The following is an 18,572-nucleotide window of genomic DNA, read 5'->3' on the forward strand; positions in this document are numbered from 1 at the left end:
TAAAATATTTTTCTCATGATTTCGGTCGTTATTCCCGCATACAACGAGGAGGAAAACATACCCATACTTTACGAAAAACTTAAAAAGGTTCTTGACAACCTCGGAGAGGCCTACGAGATAATTTTCGTTGACGACGGTTCAACGGACAAAACTCCCCATATACTTGAGGATATAGCCAAAAAGGACAAAAAGGTAAAGGTTATAAGGTTCAGGAGGAACTTCGGACAGACTGCAGCCATATATGCGGGTTTTGAACATGCGCAAGGGAACGTTATTATAACGATGGATGCCGACCTTCAGAACGACCCCGAGGATATCCCTAAGCTCCTTGAGAAGATGAAAGAGGGATACGACATAGTAAGCGGTTGGAGAAAAGACAGAAAGGACCCTTTCCTTTCAAGGAAACTTCCATCTATGATAGCTAACTGGATAATTTCAAAGGTAACGGGTGTAGAGCTTCACGATTATGGGTGTACCCTAAAGGCTTATAAAAAGGATATAGCCAAGAGATACAGGCTTTACGGAGATATGCACAGGTTTCTCCCTGCGCTTGCTAAACGCTTCGGAGCGAGGATAACCGAAATACCCGTAAAGCACCACCCCAGACTCTACGGAAAGTCTAAATACGGAATAGACAGAACTATAAGGGTTATCCTTGATATATTCCTCGTTAAGTTTCTGAACGAGTATATAACGAGACCCCTTTACGTTTTTGGTGGTGTCGGATTTATACTCTTCTCCCTCGGATTTATTTTTGGACTCTATCTAACGGTTCTAAAGCTCTTCTTCGGACAGGATATAGGGGGAAGGCCTCTACTTATTCTAAGTGTTCTTCTTATACTTTCGGGTATTCAGCTGATTTCTACCGGGATAATTGCGGAACTTATAGTGAGGACCTATTACGAAAGTAGGGGAGAAAAGCCCTACATAATTGAAAAAAGGATAAACTTCGGTGAGGTAAAGGAAGATGACGGTAATTCTTGACGGAAAGAGTCTTTCTAAGAAGATAAGAGAGGAGATAAAGAAGGAAGTTGAGAGCTTTAGGAGTAAAGGTTTCAGGAACCCTTCCCTCGCGGTTATACTCGTCGGGAATGACCCCGCAAGTGAGATATACGTAAGCAACAAGAGGAAAGCTTGTGAGAGGGTTGGAATAAAGTCCCTCTTTTACCACTTACCCGAAGATGTTTCGGAGGAGAAACTTCTCGGTCTTATATACGAGCTAAATCAAGACGAAGAGGTTGACGGCATACTCGTTCAGCTTCCCTTGCCAAGGCATATAGACCAGACGAAAGTAATTCTCTCAATCTCTCCCGAAAAAGATGTTGATGGTTTTCATCCGGAAAATATGGGAAAGCTTGTAGCCCAAATAGAAGACGGCTTCATACCCTGCACACCCCTGGGTATAGATATACTCCTTAAACATTACGGAATAGAGCTGAAGGGAAAGGACATAACAATAGTGGGAGCAGGCTTTATAGTGGGGAGACCTCTGAGTTTACTCCTCCTTTGGAGAGATGCTACCGTGAGTGTTTGTCACATCCATACGAAGGATATAACGAAGTTCACAAAGGAAGCTGATATTCTCATATCCGCTACAGGAGTTCCTCACCTCATAAAAGCGGATATGGTAAAAGAGGGGGCGGTTGTTGTTGATGTCGGAATAAGTAGGTTGAACGGGAAGATTGTAGGAGACGTAGACTTTGAAAATGTAAAGGAGAAAGCTTCCGCGATAACACCTGTCCCCGGCGGAGTAGGACCTATGACCGTAACTGCGCTCCTTTTGAACACTTTAAAGGCTTACAAAAAGAAGTTCTCTCACTTGATTTCCACCACGAACCCGTAAATTCCGAGTTTTTTTAGTTCTTCTCTCGCCTTTAGAGCTTTCTCGGAGTTTTTAAACTTTCCGTAAATAACTTTATATATTCCGTTCACGTTGATAACCTTTAGGTCTTTCAGTCCTTTACTTTTGAGTGCATTTACGAGACTTTCCGCCCTTTCCTTTGTTGAAAAAGCGCCTACCTGAACCGCGTAATAGTTTTCCTTTTTTAGTGTTTCCTTCTTACTTTCTACCTTTAGCTTCTTTTCCCTTTTCAAACGTTTCAGTTTCTCAGAGAGGATCTTCTTATGTTCCTCCTTCAGGATTTTCGTTAGGAGTTTTCTTACCTTTTCTCTTTGTTCTTCGGTCAGTCTTTCGGATTCTAACAACCTTCTCACAACCGCCTTTGCTTTCTTGTAATTTCCGAGCTTGTAGTTTAATTCCGCAATCTTATACAGAATGTAGTTATCCCTGTATCCGTTTGTGAGGAGGGATTTGTATATCTCAAGAGCATCCTTATACTTCCCCTGGTCCTCGTAAGCTTTTGCAAGTTCGAACTGAGCAGGGAAAAAGTTGGGATTGTAAGCTACAGCTTTCTTGAGATACTTTACGTATAGATCCTTCATATTAAGTTCTTTATAAATGAGGGCAAGATGGTAATAGGCCTCGTGCCTTCTTCCGAAGTAGTCGTCTTTTGCAGCCTCTTCTAAGAACTCTGTAGCAGGCTTATACTTCTTGACTTTAGCATAAAGGATTCCTAAATTCATCCTGGCTTCCGTAAAGTGAGGATTCAGCTTAAGAGCGTTGAAAAAACTTTCCTCCGCCTTTTTGTATTCCCCTACCGCCATATATGCGAGCCCAAGCTGGTTCCATATACGGGGCTCATCGGGATTGAGTCTTAAAGCTTTTTTAAAACGTGCTATAGCCTCGGAATAGTTGGCTTCATGATAAGCGGCAAGCCCGAGGTCGTAATGAACCTTCCAGAAGTTTCTGTCTTGTGGCTTTGAGCAAGCTACTATAAAAACAAGAAAAATAATAGGGAAAAATTTCTTCATAGCATCTTATTTTCTAACATATAGAGCTTCTTCAAAGTGAGATAAAACTTTTCTCTTAGCCTCTCTTAGGTTTTGTGCTTCTACGTATACATAAACTCTGTAGTAGATTCCTCGTTTTACAACTTCAGCTTTAAATCCCTTTCTCTCCGCAATTTCCTTCATTCTGTAGGCGTTTTTCTTATACTTGAATGAACCCACTTGAAACTTGTAGTTTTTAATAACCTTTTTCTTAGGTTCAACACGCTTAGCAATGGTCTTGAGCTTTTCTTCCTCCTTGGCTTTTTCTTGAACTTTCTGAGTTTGTAAAGCTTTTTTCGGCTCTTCGGATTTCTTGGGTTGTTCCATCTTTTGGGCCTCGGTCTTTTCCCCTTGAGCTGGCTTAATGGGTGCCACGGGTTTTATAACTACGGATGGTGGATTTTGGGCACTCTGCTGCTTTAACCACGTATCTATACCGAAGTAAAACAGAATGAGACCTATGAGTACCGCTCCGAGAAATATAAGTCTCTGTTTCCTTTGGGGAATTAACTTACTTTTGTCTTCCTTTCCTTCCATAACTACCTCCCTTGTAATGATTTTATCAGTTTCGTTCCGACTTCATAGTTTTTCCTTTTCAAATATTGTTATAATCTCTTTCCCAATCTCGGAGGTAGGCTAATGGAGTATGGAGTTATTCTTTTAATTCTCATACAGCTACTTTCTGCATTTCTGGTATATACACAAAAAAACGAAACAGCAGCAGTAAGACTTAGTATTTCCCTCACGCTTACCAACTTCTTTATATCCTCCCTGCTTCTTATAACGGGTTCCTTCGGGAGTTTTAAGCTTTTGGGAATTCTTGAGTTTCTTCCTGACAGGCTCGGTCTTCTTCTGTCTACCTACATACTCCTGGTTAGTTCAGTTGTTCATAAGTATGCGGAAAACTACATGAGGGACGACGAGGGATACAGACGCTTTTATACTCTCCTTGACCTCATGACCGCAAACCTTATACTTCTCGTTACCGCGGGAAACCTTCTTCTTCTTTTCCTCTCGTGGCACGTAATGGGTGTTCTACTTACCTTTATGCTTAATCACAACTACACAAACCCACAGGCAGTAAGGTTCGCAAACCTTTCTTTTATAACCCATAGGCTTGCGGACATTCCGTTACTTATAGCTATCATTTTACTCTTTAAAGAGTACGGCACGTTAAGCATCCCCGAGCTTGAGAAGGTAATTCTATCAAACCAAGACTACAGCTTTACCCTCTGGGTAGTTCCCCTTCTCGTGGTTATATCCGCTATGATTAAGTCCGCACAAATCCCCTTCCACCTGTGGCTTGTGTACAGCATGGAAGGACCTACACCTGTATCAGCTCTCATGCACGCGGGTATAGTAAACGCAGGTGCCTTTCTCGTAAACAGACTCGCATTTACATTTACTCATGAGAATATAGCCCTTCACCTGGCCTTTTTTGTGGGTTCTCTTACCGCCATACTGGGTTCAGCTCTTATGCTCCTCCAGAACGATGTTAAGAAAGCTCTCGGATACTCAACGGTAGGACAGATGGGGTATATGGTTATGGAGTTCGGCATAGGAGCTTTTGCACTTGCGGTTTACCATATGATGGCCCATGGTATATTCAAGGCTACCTTATTCCTTTACTCAGGGAACGTAATACACAACGCAAGGAAAGACCCAAACATACCTGAGGATGAGGTTTATTCATTCATTACAAAGGGAAGAGAAGTGGCAAAGAGAGTTCCTCTAATAGCGTATATATTCTTCACAGCGGTGATTCCTCTTTTCATAGTTGTCCTAGTTCACCTGATTGTTGAAAGGCACTTCCTGAAGTATGAGACCCAGTTAATTATTCTCATATTCGCATGGGCTACCGCCGCTCAGGCCGTTGTAAGCACCTTCAGAGCATGGAGAGAAAGACCGATCTTTAGTTTCCTCCTCTCTCTTCTTTCACTTCTCATATTCCTTCTCCTATACGTTGTCATGGGACACAGCCTTAACAACTTCCTGTATCCCAATCAGACACTTGTGGAAAGAATTTACGAAAAGTCCTTCTCAAGTCCCGTTCTCCTTTTTGGGGAGATGGTTCTTATAGCTCTCATAATCGTTGCGGGTTGGGTATTCATATACTTCGCAAACAAGGAAAAGTTCTTAACTCTTAACCTTTTCTTATACACTCAGCTATCAAGGGAGATATACTTTATAGACCTATACGAGTTTATTAAGGAGTTCTTCATAAAGCTTTCCCGTATGCTAAGAAGCAATTACGTAATTATTCTCCTTTCACTCTTTACTCTTCTTTACATAGCCTCGGAAATGAGTACGAGAGAGACACTTCTCACAATTCTGTCGGGTTTTCTAATACCACTCCTTCCCGTTGGATACATAACCGTTCAGTTCCTGAAAGGTAAGGACTACTTCTGGTATACCCTACTTCCCCTCCTCGGTATTCTTGTAATCGATACATACACGGTTTCCTCTGAGGTGAAGCTCATAGGACTAATAACTTTCACCTTTTTCAGCCTTAGGCTTCTTACATCCAGAAACTTAACCGACCTGACTGCGGAACTTTACGGAGTTTTACTTTCCCTTGTCTGGATACTTGAGGGGAATTACACATATGTTCCCGCCTTAATGCTTTCTCCCATTCTCTTTGGTCTCCTTAGGGATTTCTTAAAGAAACATTACGGAACGACTGAGTTTGGATTTATAACAGGACTCCTGAAGGAGAGTCCGCGGCTTTCAGTTCTGACGATACTTCTTATAACTTACTCCTACGGAATGCCTTCCCTTCTTACCTTCCGTGCTCTTTACGAGGGAACATATTCTTATACGGAAACCTCTTTCTTCCTTTTGCTATCGTGGGTAATTCTCAGTGTTTCCCTTCTGTGGCATCTTGGGAAAAACGTATTCTTCAAGCCCTCAGACTATTTATACGTTGACGTCAACGAGAAGGTTTTCAGAGCGGGTGTTTTATTCTGGAGCTTTGCCTTTATTTTGGGACTTATCCTCTCTTACGGAGGTTAAGGCATGGAACTCGGAAGAAAGCTATACATAAGGTCTCTTGTAAACATCGCTGCGGAACCTATATCCTTCTTTTGGCCTATGAGAAACTTTGTCCACCACAACCCCTTACACGAGCTTGAACACATGCCCTTTGAAGAAGCGGTAAAACTCGGAGAAAAGATATTTAAGGGAAAGCCATTCCTTAGTAGGAAGGACTACGTAAGGTTAATGAATAAGGACTATATAGGCAGAAACGTTCTTAGAAAGAAAGTTGAAGAATACCTTAGGTCAAGAGATGTCCCCTTAAGCACGGAGGAGGTTCTTAGACTGATAAGCTCCCCTAACTTAAGACCCTATAAAAACGCTTACCTTTCCAAAAAAGCGGACTCACACGTTGTATGGAAGATAAAGGAAAGATTTGAGGAAAACCCGGAAGAGGTTTTAAATAAGCTACTTGAGAGTGTGGGTGAGACGAACACGCTTATTGACCTTGTTGGCACACTGTTCGGAGAAAACTTGAACGAGGAAGTGAACGAACTTCTTATAAAAGCTGTTCTTGACTTTCTTGACGAGGGACAGTCAGTCGTAGAAATGCCCAACAGAAAAGAGGGATTTTTCAAAGCTTGGAGACAGCTTTCCCGTAGGAACCTGAGATACCTCGTGAAAGGAGGAAGGGAACTATTTGAACTTGTTGAGAGGTTTGAGGAGCCGGAAGAGGCTATAGACGATACCCTTAAGTATTTAGGTATTCCCGAAGAGAAGTGGGAAGGCTTGCTAACCCTTGAGATGGCAAAGCTTAAGGGGTTTGTGGGATACATAAGGTGGAGGTATCACAATAAACATTATTACTTCCAGAGGGTTTACCCGACTGACGTGGTTGAGTTCGTCGCGGTGAGGCTCTTACTTGAGAGAGGACTTCTATCACATAGGTCAAAGAAATACTCTCAGAGACTTACATACGAAGGTATTAAGGAGTTCTTTGAAAAGGAGCCCTATAAAGCTTACCTAATGTATGAGTATCACTCAAAGAACGCCTTGGGAGAGTATGTTTCTTTACTACCAGAGTATTTTGAGGATCCTGAGAAAATCCTGAAAGCTTACCTTAACTACAAGTCTCTAGCTCTTGCTCAAAACTTCGCCATCTTTCTGGAAGAGTGGCTCGGGGAGAAGGTAAAAGAGTTTTCAAAGGAAGAACTTCTTAAGGTTGTTGACTTCTACGAGGAGTTTAAGGAGGACGAAGGTTTCATATGGCTCAAAGCCCTTGAGGATACAGCCATAAACAGGCTTATCAATGGTGTGAAAAAGGCAAGGAAGGAGAACGATAAGCCAAAGGCTCAGGCACTCTTTTGTATAGACGTTCGTTCTGAAAGATACAGAAGAAACCTTGAAAAAGTTGGAAACTATGAGACTTACGGTATAGCAGGTTTTTTCGGAGTTCCTATGGCTTTTGTTGAGCTTCATAAGGGACACGAGGAGTTCCTCTGTCCCGTTCTGATAAAACCCAAGAACGTAGTCCTTGAGGTTCCCAGAAAAGTGGAAGAGGTTTCCGAAAGCTTTATCCACGCGGTTGAGGAAATTCTCCACGACCTTAAGCAAAACGTACTAACACCTTATATAACCGTTGAGGCAATAGGTTTCCTTTTCGGATTTGACTTTATAGGTAAAACCTTCATGCCTTACCCCTACTCAAAACTCAGAGAAAGGTTTCTTGAGACCCATGAGGAGGTTGACTACATAATAAACAAACTTCCCAGGGAAGAGATAGAGCGCATAGTTAAAGAGGTTTACAAGATAACGATAAAGAAGGTTTTAAAGCACGAGTTTGGTGTAAAAGAAAGCCTCATATGGGACGGGCTCCTTGAAGAGGTGTACAAGCTATGTATGGAAGAGGGAGAAGAGAGAAGGGAACTTGAAAAACTGGGTTTTGACGAAGAAAGGATAAAGGAACTCCTTGAAAAGTTGAAGAAGGTTTATAAGGTCGACAGAGGATACAGGAATATACTCTACGAAAGGCTTAGTATGCTCGGTTTCTCCGTAGAGGAGCAAGCAGCCCTTATATCAAAGGCCTTGCAGGTTATAGGTCTTAAAGAGTTTGCACCTTTTGTTCTCGTTATAGGACACGGAAGCAAGTCGGATAACAACCCCTACGAGTCCGCCCTTGACTGCGGTGCGTGCGGCGGTGCGTCGGGGCTTTACAACGCGATAGTGTTCTGCAAAATGGCAAATAATCCCGAGGTAAGGAAGTTGATGAGGGAACACTTCGGCGTGGATATCCCCGAAGATACACACTTTATTCCCGGACTTCACAACACTACTACGGACGAGGTAGTTCTCTACGAGACGGATAAACTCCCCGTAGAAGTCAGAGAAAAGCTGGTAGAGATAGAGAAGGATCTACATAGGGCTACCGTTCTTACAGCCCTTGAGAGATACGACGAGCTCTTTGAGGAGAACAGAGAAGAGGAGGTTAGGAAGGCTTACAAGGTTGCTGAAAACGCCTACGACTGGTCTCAGGTGAGACCCGAGTGGGGACTCTCGGGGAATTACGCCTTCGTAATAGGGGGAAGATACCTCACAAAACACTTAAACCTTGAGGGAAAAGTTTTTCTACACTCTTACGATTACAGGATAGACAAGAAGGGTTTCCTCCTTGAGACGATACTCTCCGGCCCTATGATAGTGGGACAGTGGATAAACATGGAACACTACTTCTCAACAACAGATAACGAAGTTTACGGAAGCGGGAGTAAGATTTACCACAACGTTGCCGGTAGATTCGGAGTTGTTAGCGGAAACTTCAGTGACCTGAGAACGGGTCTTCCCTCTCAAACGGTTATGAAGGGTGAGGAACCTCACCACATACCCATAAGGCTCATAGTTTTCCTTGAGGCTCCCTATGAGTTTGCAAAAAGCGTTATAAACAGGGTTTACGCCGTTAGGGAACTTATTAAGAACGGTTGGATAAACTTCATCATATACGACCCTGAGAAGGGTAAGTTTTACAGGTATGAAAAGGATTGGAAGGAGGTAAAAGATGAAGAAGCTTAACCTTTACGATATGAAGAAGCTTGAAGTGATAGTAAGAGGTGAAGATCTTAACTTTGTGATAGACCTTCTTGAGAAGGCGAATGTTAAAGGTTATACGATAATTCATAACCTTTCGGGAAAGGGAAGCCACGGCTTTCACGAGGGGCACCTACTCTTCAACGAAGAGGACGTTCTGGTTATGGTTATATCTGTAATGCCCGAGGAACAGGTTGAGGCAGTTCTTGAAGGCCTCACACCATTCTTTAACAAGCATTCGGGTGTTGTTTTCGTTTCGGACGTAAAAGTGAGCAGGCTTGAGAAGTTTAAGAAGTAAGGTGGTAAAATCTTTTTCCATGGATTACGCTTTCTTTGAGGGAAAGATAGTCCCCGTTGAGGAAGCGAAGATAAGCATAATGACAAACTCCTTTCACTACGGGACTGCAGTTTTTGAAGGCATAAGGGCTTACTGGAACGAGGATGAGGAACAGCTTTACATACTTTTCGGAAAAGCTCATTACCAAAGGTTAATAGATAACGCAAAGTGTATATTTATGGAAATTCCTTACTCAGCGGAGGAACTTCTGGATATAACAAAGGAAATTCTCAGAAAGTCCGAGATAAGGGAGGACGTTTACATAAGACCGATAGCCTACTTCAAGGACCTGAAGCTCACTCCGAAGCTTATTGACTACACACCCGAGGTTGCCATATACCTTTATAGGTTCGGTAGGTATCTTGATACATCAAAGGGTATAAGGGCTAAGGTTTCCTCATGGAGGAGGAATGACGACAACTCAATACCCTCCCGCTGGAAGATAGCGGGAGCTTACGTAAACAGTGCCCTTGCTAAGACAGAAGCACTTATGGCCGGATACGACGAAGCCATACTTTTAAACTCCCAGGGATACGTGGCCGAAGGTTCCGGGGAAAACATATTCATAATAAAGAACGGAAAGGCTATAACCCCATCCCTGAACGAACACGTCCTTGAGGGCATAACGAGGAACGCGGTCATAACACTTCTAAAGAAGGAACTCGTTGTTGACGTTGTAGAAAGACCTATAGCAAGGAGTGAGCTTTATACAGCTGACGAGGTATTCCTCACGGGAACAGCTGCGGAAGTTACACCGGTTGTGGAAATAGACAACAGGAAGATAGGAAACGGGGAGATAGGGGAGATAACAAAACAACTTCAGGAACTTTACTTTAAAGCTGTGAGGGGCTACATTCCCCGTTATAAGAACTGGTTAACACCCGTGTATGATAAGTGAGAAGATAAATGAGATAAGAAGCGTTTGTGAGGAAATATGCTGGAAGAACAGGCTGAGCGGGAGTAAGGGGAATAAAGAGGTAAGAAGTTTTATAAAGAACTACCTTAAAGAAAACGGGTTTAGAGTTTATACTGAGGTCTTTTCCATTTCAAAGACCCTTCCCCTATCCGCAGTTATAAAATCTGAAGGGAAGGAGTATCCCGCCTGGCCCCTGGTAGGTAGCCTGTGGGGAGAGATTTCGGGGGAAGTAAAAGTTCTGAAGGACGGAGAGGAGAACCTAAAGGGGAAAATCGTTGCTATGCCCGTAGGGGGGATGAGGGACTCGGAGAAGGCGAAAATGTTGAGGGAGAAAAAAGCGAATGCACTCATAACCTATATGGAAGAGCTTAACGTAAACTTCTCGGGAACAATAGGGGACACTAAGTTCTTTGCTGTAAACACAACAAGGGAAGTCGTTCAGAAAATAGAGGGAAAGGAAGTAATAATAAGGATAAAAACCCAGAAAAAGGAGATAAAAGGTGAGAACATTTACGTTGAGTTCGGAAGGGGTCCCGTGGTTTGCCTCGTGGCTCATTACGACACAAAACCCTTCGTTTACGGGGCTATAGATAACGGTTTATCCGTTTCACTTTTACTTGTTCTTGCCAAGGAACTCGTAAAATACGAAGAGCTTCCCTTCAGGATAAGAATTCTGTTCACAGACTGCGAGGAACTCGGTCTTGAGGGAAGTTACAGGCACGCTATGAACAGCAAGAATATCCTTTACGTGATAAACCTTGACTCAATAGGCTGGAAAAACCCTGCGGTTATATACAAAGATGTAAAGGGATACAACGGAAAAATTATAAACGAGAAGTTTATGAAACACGTTAACGATATGAAGGTAAATATTACGTTCGTTGAGAGCAAAACAGGTTCAAGCGACCACATACCCTTCAAGGAAAAGGGAATAGAAACCCTCTTTCTTTCCTCAAATCCCTTCACGATAAGGCACACCCACCTTGATGACTACTTCGCCATAGATTGGGACACAGTAGGTATGTGGTACGAAACCATATCTTACTTCGTTAGGAGAATTCACAGACTTTAAACTTAAAGCTTATGGAAGAGAAAAAGTTTGTCGTATGGGGAAGAAATCCGGTAATAGAAGCCCTTAGGGCCGGAAAGGGAATTGAAAAAATACTTGTGGCTCACGACAGCCATCCTCCTAAAAAGCTTCTTGAACTCGCAAAAAAAAGGGGTGTGAAAGTTCAGAAGGTCCCGAGAAAGAAAGTTGAAGAGCTTGCGGGAACGAAGAAAACTCAAGGGGTTGTAGCACTTCTCAGCCCGGTTGAGTACGTGGAGCCAGAAGAACTGTTTAGGGAGACCATAGAGAAGAAGACCTTCTTTATAGTTGTAGACCACATAACGGACCCCCAGAACGTCGGAAACCTTTTGAGAACTTGTGAAGTTTTAGGAGGAGCGGGAGCATTAATACCCAAGGATAGAACATCTCCCATAAACGAGACAGTTGTAAAAGCTTCAAGCGGTGCGATCTTTTACCTCAAGTTATCCAAGGTTCCGAGCTTATCAAAGGCATTAAAGAGGTTCAAAGATATGGGGGGGTGGGTTTACGCGGTTGAAAAAGGGGGGAAGGACATAAGGGAGGTTGATATACCTCTTCCCGTTGCCTTAGTTCTGGGTTCTGAAGATAAAGGTGTTTCAAAAAGTATTCTTGAGATATCCGACGAGGTTATAACGATACCCATGAGGGGGAAAGTGGGCTCCCTGAACGTGGGTTCTGCGGGAGCCATAGCTATGTGGGAAACGGTGAAAAGAAGCATTTAACTGAGTTCAAGCATCCTCTCTATAGGTCTTCTTGCTCTCTCTATTATGTCCTCGGGTAGTGTTACCTCGTTTATCTCGTTTTTCAATGTTTCGTAAACCTTCGGAAGCGTTATACCCTTCATCGTGCAGCAGTAAACCGTTCCGCAGTAATTCATGTTTTCGGGGAATATGTATTCCTTTTCGGGGTTAATCTTCTTGAGTGTGTGTTTAAGCCCCACTTCCGTAACGATAATTACCCTATTTGAATCAACGGATGTAGCATACCTTATTATCTGGGAGGTTGAACCCACAAAGTCCGCAAGCTCTATAACCTTAGGATGACACTCGGGATGAACCGCAACCTTCGCATCGGGATACTTTTCCTTTAACTTAAGGAGTTCCTGATACGTAAACTCAAAGTGGGGCGGACAGAAACCCTTCCATATTACAAACTCCTTTTCCGGAACCTGTTTTGCAACCCAGTTTCCGAGGGCTTGGTCCGGTAAGAACACTATCTTTTTTGCCTCAAGTTTCTTTATTATCTTTGGAGCGTTTGCGGAAGTAACGCATATATCAACCTCAGCTTTAACATCCGCGGTTGTGTTTATGTAGGCTACGAATTCAGCATCTGGATGTTTTTTTCTGAGCATCCTCACCTGTTCCGCGGTTATCATATCTGCCATAGGGCAACCGCTTTCCGGATTGGGATGAAGAACCTTCTTCGTCGGATTTACTATCTTTGCGGTTTCACACATGAACCTAACACCGCAGAAAACAATTATGTCCGCATCTGTCCGGGAAGCCTTCCTTGCAAGCTCTAAGGAATCCCCTACAAAGTCAGCAATATCTTGAACCTCAGGCCTCTGATAATAGTGAGCCAGAATAACCGCATTCTTCTCCTTAGCCAGTTTCCTTACCTCTTCCTGAAGCTCATTTATCTCCTCCTTAGTAAGCTCCCTTTCCTGAGATAAAACGAGCTGAGCCATTACTCACCTCCGTTAAGATTTTATTAATTAAGTTTCTCAGGTTTTTTGTCCACCTATTTAGCTCAGGGAAATTAATATATTTTTATTAATGGAACTAGATTTAGTAGGCTACGAACTTGATGAAAAGGATAAAGAAAAACTTGAGAACATAGTTAACAGATTTTGTGAAAAAGCTTCTCCATATGCTGTTTTCCTCTTTGATAAAGGGGGAAGGATTATACTCTTCAAGGGGGAGAAGATAAAGGATTTAGAAGCCGAGTTCTTCTCAAGTATAATGAGTGCACTCTTTTTTGCATCTGAAGAATTGACAAAGATGATAGAGGAGAAAGAAACGATAAACGACATATTTTATGAAACTAAGACAAGAGTTTTTACAATAGCAAAGCTTGAAAAGGATTTCCTCGTAGGCGTTATTTGTAAGAAGGATATGTCAATAGGGAGTGTAAGGTTATTCTTCAAGGAGTTTGTAAAAGACTTAAACGAAGTTTTAAAGAAAGTGAAAAAAGTTGAGAAAAAACTTTACAGGATATCTCCCCAAGAGCTTGAGAAGAAACTGTCGGAGGTATTGGATTAAAAATGAAACTTAAGATAGTTTTCTTCGGTGCGAGTCTGGCAGGAAAAAGCACAACAGTAAGGAGTTTGTACAACGTATTAAAGGGAAAAAGTCTCACCAAGGGAGAATTCATAAGCATGGAAACCGACGAAAAAAGAACCCTTTTTGTAGAAATGTTTTTAAGTAAGGTTCCCTTTGAAAATGAAACCATAGACGTTAAGATACTAACTACACCCGGTCAGTTCAGACTTCACCCTCTCAGAAAGGCTATACTTCAAGGAGTTGACGGGCTGGTTTTTACAGTTGATTCCCAGAAGGGAAGGGAAGAGATGAACTTTCTGGTTTTGAGGGAAATGGCACATGTCCTTAAGGAGCTAGGTTACGACTTATACTCTATTCCCGTAGTTGTTCAGTATAACAAGAGGGACCTTCCTGATGCACTTCCCGTTGAAGAGCTTCAGCCTTTTTGCAATCCTTGGGATGCACCCTATACCGAGACCGTCGCTACGGAAGGAAAGGGTGTTATGGATACGTTCAAGATTATACTAAGAGAGGTACTAAAGAGCTATGTGGAAGGAGGAAGTGAGAGGAGGACTACTCGGTGAGATTATAAACTGGGAAGCCCTATACAGGGAGCTGGAGAGTAAAGATTTCACGGGTTTTATAAAGATAGAAGCTTGGGAGTTTACGGACTACGTTATCCTTGAAGAGGGCAAACCTTTAAAAGCTGTAAGGGTTTACAACGGTAAAAAAGAGTATTTCCTTATGGGGGAATATACACCTCCTAAGGAAAGTAAAGTTTCTCTCTTTAAATCTTCCCCTTTAACAACCGCCCATATATGTAAGGTTTACGATTTTGAACGTCTTGAGACACTACTCATATCGGGATACGGAAACGAGGTATTTTACTCGGGTGCTAATATAATAGACCCATCAAATCTGGAAAAGTTTGTCGGAAAGGTTAGTTTCACGGGGTACATAACCTTTTACACATCTACGGAAGTTCTCTGCAACGTATTCCTTTTAGAAGGAAGGATTATAGGCATCAACCTGGGTAAGCTTTGGGACGAAGAGGCGATAAAGCGTATAACTATGCCCCATGTAGCTTACGTTTCCGTATACTCAATAGAGCCTGAAGATGTATTACTGCTCAACTCATTAAAAAGGGGATTTAACCGAAATGGTAAATACGGATTCTTGTGGAAAGATAAAATTTTTACATTCGTTATGAGCGGAGAACCTACAAAGAGTTTGGAGCTTGATACCGAGAGTATACAGGAGGTGAGTCCCGTAAACGAGGGGAACTTCTACTCCGTAAACTTGGATGAGAATCCGAAACCCCTGGGAATAACACTTTCGGACATAATAGGTAGGAAACCGGAAAGGGTTAGTAGAGATATAGTAAACAGTGTAAAAGAGTATTTTGTAGACCATATAGGACCCGTAGGGAAAATTATATGGAATAAGGTTTTAAAGGACCTGTACGTTACCGAAGACAACTTAACCAAAGCAACTCTTCGTGTAATTGTTTACAAGCTTAAGGACGAGATTCCCGAAGAAGATTTAAAGGATTCATTCATAAAGAAAGTAAAGGAGGTATTTAATGAACTTGATACCTAAGACAATTCGGGGAAAGGTTTTCCTGTTTATAGGCGGCATAGCAGTTATAAGTGGTCTGGCAACGGGATTTTACACTTATAAAGAGGAAATTGAAAGGGCTAAAGAGAGCTCTTACGAAAAGATAAGGTTAACGTTATCTTTTTCAAAAGCTACACGTTCTTATGTGAGGGAAACTCTAAGACCGAAGATATACGAGCTAATGGACAAGTACGGCGGGTGTATAAGGGAAGATTTTATTCTTGATGCTCAGTCCTCTTCCTTCGTTACCGCGAACATTTTCAAAAAGGTGAGTGAGGATTTTCAAGGGCTCAGGCTAAGGCAGGTTGCCTTCAGACCTTTAAACCCTACAAACAGTCCAACTCCTGTTGAAGCAAACATTATTAATTACTTTAGAAAAAGCAAAGCTGAAGAGTATTCGGAGATAATTAGCATAAACAACTACAGGTATCTCGTTTCTGCGTTTCCCGTAAAGGTAAAGGCCTCCTGTTTGCACTGTCATGGAAAGATAGAAGCTATGCCCCAAGCGGTAAAGGAGATATATAAACCCCAATACGACCCGAACTGGAAAGTAGGAGAAGTTCAGGGGGGAATATTCATATACGAGCCTTACGAAGCCACACTGCTTCAAGCAAGACTTGACGGACTTATAAAGGGAGGTGTTGTGTTCGGGATAAACTTACTCGTTATGTTAATAATACTTTTCATACTTGAGAGGTACGTGTTCAGACCTATAGAGGTTTTAAAGGAACATGCGGACAAGATTAGTAAGGGAGAAGTGGACGATAAGATACCAATAAAGGGAGAAGACGAGATAGGTGAACTCGCAAAAGCCTTTGAGAGGATGAGGGTAAGCATTAAAAAGGTTATGGATATACTAAAGTGAGTTTATCGTTTCCCTTATGAATTTTTCCGCCTCTTCCGTTCCCTCTCCTCTCTTCAGTTTTGTGAAAAGCTCTAAGACTTCGCCTCCTTTACTGTCCGCAACAAGCGGATATATGACTCTAAGAATTATCTGAAGCTCCTTAACCCTCTCTTCTCCGTTTTTATCATTAAGGTTTTCAAGTCTTTTCTTTATGAGGTTCAGACTTACACCCTTTAGCTCCATAGGAAAATTTTAAAATAGCACATGGATGAGAAGAGCTGTTCTTGAGATACTGGAAGAAAGAATAATACACAACGTAAAGGAAATACACAGGTTCAGCGGAAAAAAAATAATAGCGGTTATCAAAGCAAACGCTTACGGCGTAGGTGCAAAACAGGTGGCGTCAATACTTGAAAAACTTAAAGAGGTAGACAGCTTTGCGGTTGCGTGCACTCAGGAGGGCGTCGAGCTGAGGGAATACGGGATAAAAAAGAAGATACTCATACTGGGAGGCATACTTCAGGAGGATGTAAAGTTCCTTGAGGAGTATAATTTAACACCGGTAGTTTCAGACCCCGAACACCTTAAAGCTCTTAAAGACACCAATATAAAGTTCCACGTAAAGTACGATACGGGAATGGGTAGGCTCGGGTTTACAAGGGAAGTTATAAATGACCCGAGGGTTGAGGGAGTTATGACCCATCTATCCACCCCTTCCGACGAAGCGTTTTCAAGACATCAAATAAAGCGTTTTGAAGAGATTCTTAAGAATTACAAGAATGTTAAATACATACACCTTGAAAGCTCAGCAGGTCTTATTTACAGTGTTCCTTTCACAACACACGTAAGGATAGGTCTCGCCATTTACGGAGAAAAACCCCTAAGAAATTACCCCATTAAGATTAAGCCTGCCCTCAGGTTGAAAGCCAGACTTTTATCCGTTAAAGAGCTTCCCGAGAATCATCCCGTATCCTACGGAAGAACCTACGTAACGACGAGAAAAACAAAGCTGGGGGTTGTTGCGTTCGGTTACGCGGACGGACTCATGAAAAACCTTTCAAATAAAGGCTACTTAATTTTTGAAGGGAAAAAAGTTCCCATAATAGGAAACATAACTATGGATATGACTATGGTTGACCTGAGCGAAACGGAGGCAAAAACAGGGGACTGGGTTTACATAGTAAACGAAGAGAGAAGTTTTACCCCTCTTGCCAGAGATGCCGGAACAATTCCTTACGAGATAATGTGTAATCTCTCAAGGAGGGTTGAAAGGATTGTGGTAAGGAAGAGGTAAAACAGTGTAAATACAAGAACTAAAGAGAAGTACACTTTCAGCTTTCTGCTTCCGAAGATAATACTGTAAAAGGCTTTAAAGAGGTTGTTTGAGATAACCGCGAGCATTAGTCCCGTTGAAGCTACCGGAAGGTCAACCTTTTCCTCCTTTGCCATATTTGAAAGGAGAAGTGTAATGGCATCAACATCCATTATTCCCGATATAAAGCTGAGAACGTATATTCCCTCATCACCGAAAAACTCCTTTAAGTATACGGATACGACACTTATTACGCTATAAAATAGACCGAAGGTCAGGGCTTGGGTAAGGGTGTAAGGGTTTTTTAGAGGAACGTCTTTTTCCGTTCTTCCGCTTCTTTCCCCTTTGAAGAAAACGTATAGGGAAAATATTGATAATACGAGGAAGTAAGGAAGGAGAATAAAGAACAGCAGGAGCGTAAGCTTGTAAAAAATAACCAATGTGTAAAAAACTACTCTCAGGAACATAACGTTCCAGGAGAGGATTATCCCGAAAAATACAAGTGAGGAAAACTGGGGAAACCTTGCGGAAAGGGACGAAAAGGCAACGGTTACCGCTGTGCTTGAGGTCAAACCTCCTATTACTCCTGTTATCAGTAAGCTACCGCTTCCCTTATACTTGAGGAGAAAATACCCTATGAAATCAACCGTTGAGACAAGAATAACGAACTTCCACACCTCGGAAGGATTCAGTCCCTTTATTACCTCTTTGTCTGGTAGTAAGGGGAGTATTACCGCGGAAACGGTGAAGAACTTAAGAACGGCTATTATATCCTCTTCTTCCATAAGTCTCGCTATTCCTTCAAGCTTATCCTTCAAAACCAGTATGAATGTGGTGAGTATAGTCAAGAATACCGAGAGGTAAAACTCTCCTAAGGCGACGAGAACACCTATGAAAAAGGTTATAAAGGAAGCCACCTCCGTTGTTATTCCCATACTTTTGTCCTTCCAGTAGCTAAGCGTGGCAAGAAAAGACAGACTAAGGAGGGTAAAAATTAAGGGAAGCTCGGACAGAGTTTTCAGATAGAGTAATCCCGATACAGTTCCTAAAACGGATATTAGGGGAAATGTTCTCACACCTGCAAAAATGTCATGTCCGAACTTAGCTCTCACCTCCCTCTCAAGACCTATAATAAAGCCCAAGAAAAGGGCAAAGAGAACCTTAAACTCCGGCGTGTTTTTTACGTTCTCTAAAAACTCATTCACCCTATGTAGGTTATTATTAGGACTATAATCGTTCCCAGAACTAAGTTAAT

At 42.2% G+C, this 18,572-nt stretch carries 18 protein-coding genes; 13 read left to right on the top strand and 5 right to left on the bottom strand.

Annotated features, from left to right (window positions below; translation table 11 throughout):
- The first annotated feature begins 15 nt into the window (after positions 1-15).
- Together ACWB1W_RS06595 and folD are read left to right on the top strand one after the other, a co-directional pair.
- Positions 16-984 carry a glycosyltransferase family 2 protein gene (locus tag ACWB1W_RS06595; RefSeq protein WP_479370586.1) on the top strand — a complete coding sequence of 323 codons (969 nt, stop codon included), beginning with the start codon at positions 16-18 and terminating at the stop codon, positions 982-984.
- Positions 968-1,843: a bifunctional methylenetetrahydrofolate dehydrogenase/methenyltetrahydrofolate cyclohydrolase FolD gene (gene folD / locus ACWB1W_RS06600; RefSeq protein WP_479370587.1), complete on the top strand. Its 876-nt coding sequence runs from the start codon at positions 968-970 to the stop codon at positions 1,841-1,843. The genes ACWB1W_RS06595 and folD overlap by 17 nt, the downstream gene beginning before the upstream one ends.
- Here folD and ACWB1W_RS06605 read toward each other — a convergent pair.
- A complete protein-coding gene (locus ACWB1W_RS06605; RefSeq protein WP_479370588.1) occupies positions 1,816-2,871 on the bottom strand; it encodes an SPOR domain-containing protein in 1,056 nt (351 codons plus the stop codon). The genes folD and ACWB1W_RS06605 overlap by 28 nt on opposite strands.
- A gap of 6 nt (positions 2,872-2,877) precedes the next feature.
- The gene (locus ACWB1W_RS06610) at positions 2,878-3,426 is read right to left on the bottom strand and encodes an SPOR domain-containing protein (protein WP_479370589.1); all 549 of its coding nucleotides are present in this window, start codon (positions 3,424-3,426) and stop codon (positions 2,878-2,880) included.
- A gap of 102 nt (positions 3,427-3,528) precedes the next feature.
- On the opposite strand from ACWB1W_RS06610, the gene ACWB1W_RS06615 reads away from it, so the two are divergent.
- Genes ACWB1W_RS06615 through rlmB form a run of 6 tightly spaced genes read left to right on the top strand, consistent with a single transcriptional unit; the run spans position 3,529 to position 12,005 of the window.
- A complete protein-coding gene (locus ACWB1W_RS06615) occupies positions 3,529-5,901 on the top strand; it encodes a proton-conducting transporter transmembrane domain-containing protein (protein ID WP_479370590.1) in 2,373 nt (790 codons plus the stop codon).
- 3 nt (positions 5,902-5,904) lie between these two features.
- Positions 5,905-8,928 (top strand): DUF2309 domain-containing protein, encoded by a 3,024-nt coding sequence (locus ACWB1W_RS06620; RefSeq protein ID WP_479370591.1) that lies wholly within the window; start codon positions 5,905-5,907, stop codon positions 8,926-8,928.
- Complete coding sequence (locus ACWB1W_RS06625; protein WP_479370592.1) at positions 8,915-9,241, top strand: DUF190 domain-containing protein; 327 nt, start codon at positions 8,915-8,917, stop codon at positions 9,239-9,241. Before ACWB1W_RS06620 ends, ACWB1W_RS06625 begins: the two co-directional genes overlap by 14 nt.
- A 19-nt stretch (positions 9,242-9,260) precedes the next feature.
- Complete coding sequence (gene ilvE / locus ACWB1W_RS06630) at positions 9,261-10,178, top strand: branched-chain-amino-acid transaminase (protein WP_479370593.1); 918 nt, start codon at positions 9,261-9,263, stop codon at positions 10,176-10,178.
- Positions 10,168-11,268 (top strand): Zn-dependent exopeptidase M28, encoded by a 1,101-nt coding sequence (locus tag ACWB1W_RS06635; protein ID WP_479370594.1) that lies wholly within the window; start codon positions 10,168-10,170, stop codon positions 11,266-11,268. Before ilvE ends, ACWB1W_RS06635 begins: the two co-directional genes overlap by 11 nt.
- Positions 11,269-11,279: 11 nt before the next feature.
- Positions 11,280-12,005, top strand: a complete 726-nt coding sequence (gene rlmB, locus ACWB1W_RS06640) for a 23S rRNA (guanosine(2251)-2'-O)-methyltransferase RlmB (RefSeq protein WP_479370595.1) — start codon at positions 11,280-11,282, stop codon at positions 12,003-12,005.
- On the opposite strand, the gene nadA is transcribed toward rlmB, so the two are convergent.
- The gene (nadA, locus tag ACWB1W_RS06645; RefSeq protein ID WP_479370596.1) at positions 12,002-12,970 is read right to left on the bottom strand and encodes a quinolinate synthase NadA; all 969 of its coding nucleotides are present in this window, start codon (positions 12,968-12,970) and stop codon (positions 12,002-12,004) included. The two genes, rlmB and nadA, sit on opposite strands and share 4 nt — an antisense overlap.
- Positions 12,971-13,058: 88 nt before the next feature.
- On the opposite strand from nadA, the gene ACWB1W_RS06650 reads away from it, so the two are divergent.
- The 4 genes from ACWB1W_RS06650 to ACWB1W_RS06665 are packed head-to-tail and all read left to right on the top strand — an operon-like array spanning position 13,059 to position 16,026.
- Positions 13,059-13,544, top strand: a complete 486-nt coding sequence (locus tag ACWB1W_RS06650) for a roadblock/LC7 domain-containing protein (RefSeq protein WP_479370597.1) — start codon at positions 13,059-13,061, stop codon at positions 13,542-13,544.
- 2 nt (positions 13,545-13,546) lie between these two features.
- Positions 13,547-14,128, top strand: coding sequence for a GTP-binding protein (locus tag ACWB1W_RS06655; protein WP_479370598.1), 582 nt, complete (start codon positions 13,547-13,549; stop codon positions 14,126-14,128).
- Entirely contained in the window at positions 14,091-15,143 is a 1,053-nt protein-coding gene (locus ACWB1W_RS06660; protein ID WP_479370599.1) for a DUF8082 domain-containing protein, read from the top strand. Before ACWB1W_RS06655 ends, ACWB1W_RS06660 begins: the two co-directional genes overlap by 38 nt.
- A complete protein-coding gene (locus tag ACWB1W_RS06665) occupies positions 15,127-16,026 on the top strand; it encodes a c-type heme family protein (RefSeq protein ID WP_479370600.1) in 900 nt (299 codons plus the stop codon). Before ACWB1W_RS06660 ends, ACWB1W_RS06665 begins: the two co-directional genes overlap by 17 nt.
- On the opposite strand, the gene ACWB1W_RS06670 is transcribed toward ACWB1W_RS06665, so the two are convergent.
- Complete coding sequence (locus ACWB1W_RS06670; RefSeq protein WP_479370601.1) at positions 16,018-16,248, bottom strand: hypothetical protein; 231 nt, start codon at positions 16,246-16,248, stop codon at positions 16,018-16,020. The two genes, ACWB1W_RS06665 and ACWB1W_RS06670, sit on opposite strands and share 9 nt — an antisense overlap.
- A 25-nt stretch (positions 16,249-16,273) precedes the next feature.
- Between ACWB1W_RS06670 and alr the strand changes: the two genes are divergently transcribed.
- Positions 16,274-17,299, top strand: coding sequence for an alanine racemase (alr, locus tag ACWB1W_RS06675; RefSeq protein WP_479370602.1), 1,026 nt, complete (start codon positions 16,274-16,276; stop codon positions 17,297-17,299).
- Here the strand turns inward: alr and ACWB1W_RS06680 are convergent.
- Positions 17,239-18,522, bottom strand: coding sequence for an MgtC/SapB family protein (locus ACWB1W_RS06680; protein ID WP_479370603.1), 1,284 nt, complete (start codon positions 18,520-18,522; stop codon positions 17,239-17,241). The two genes, alr and ACWB1W_RS06680, sit on opposite strands and share 61 nt — an antisense overlap.
- Positions 18,523-18,572: the final 50 nt, after the last annotated feature.

The sequence above is a fragment of the Aquifex sp. genome (assembly GCF_056494385.1).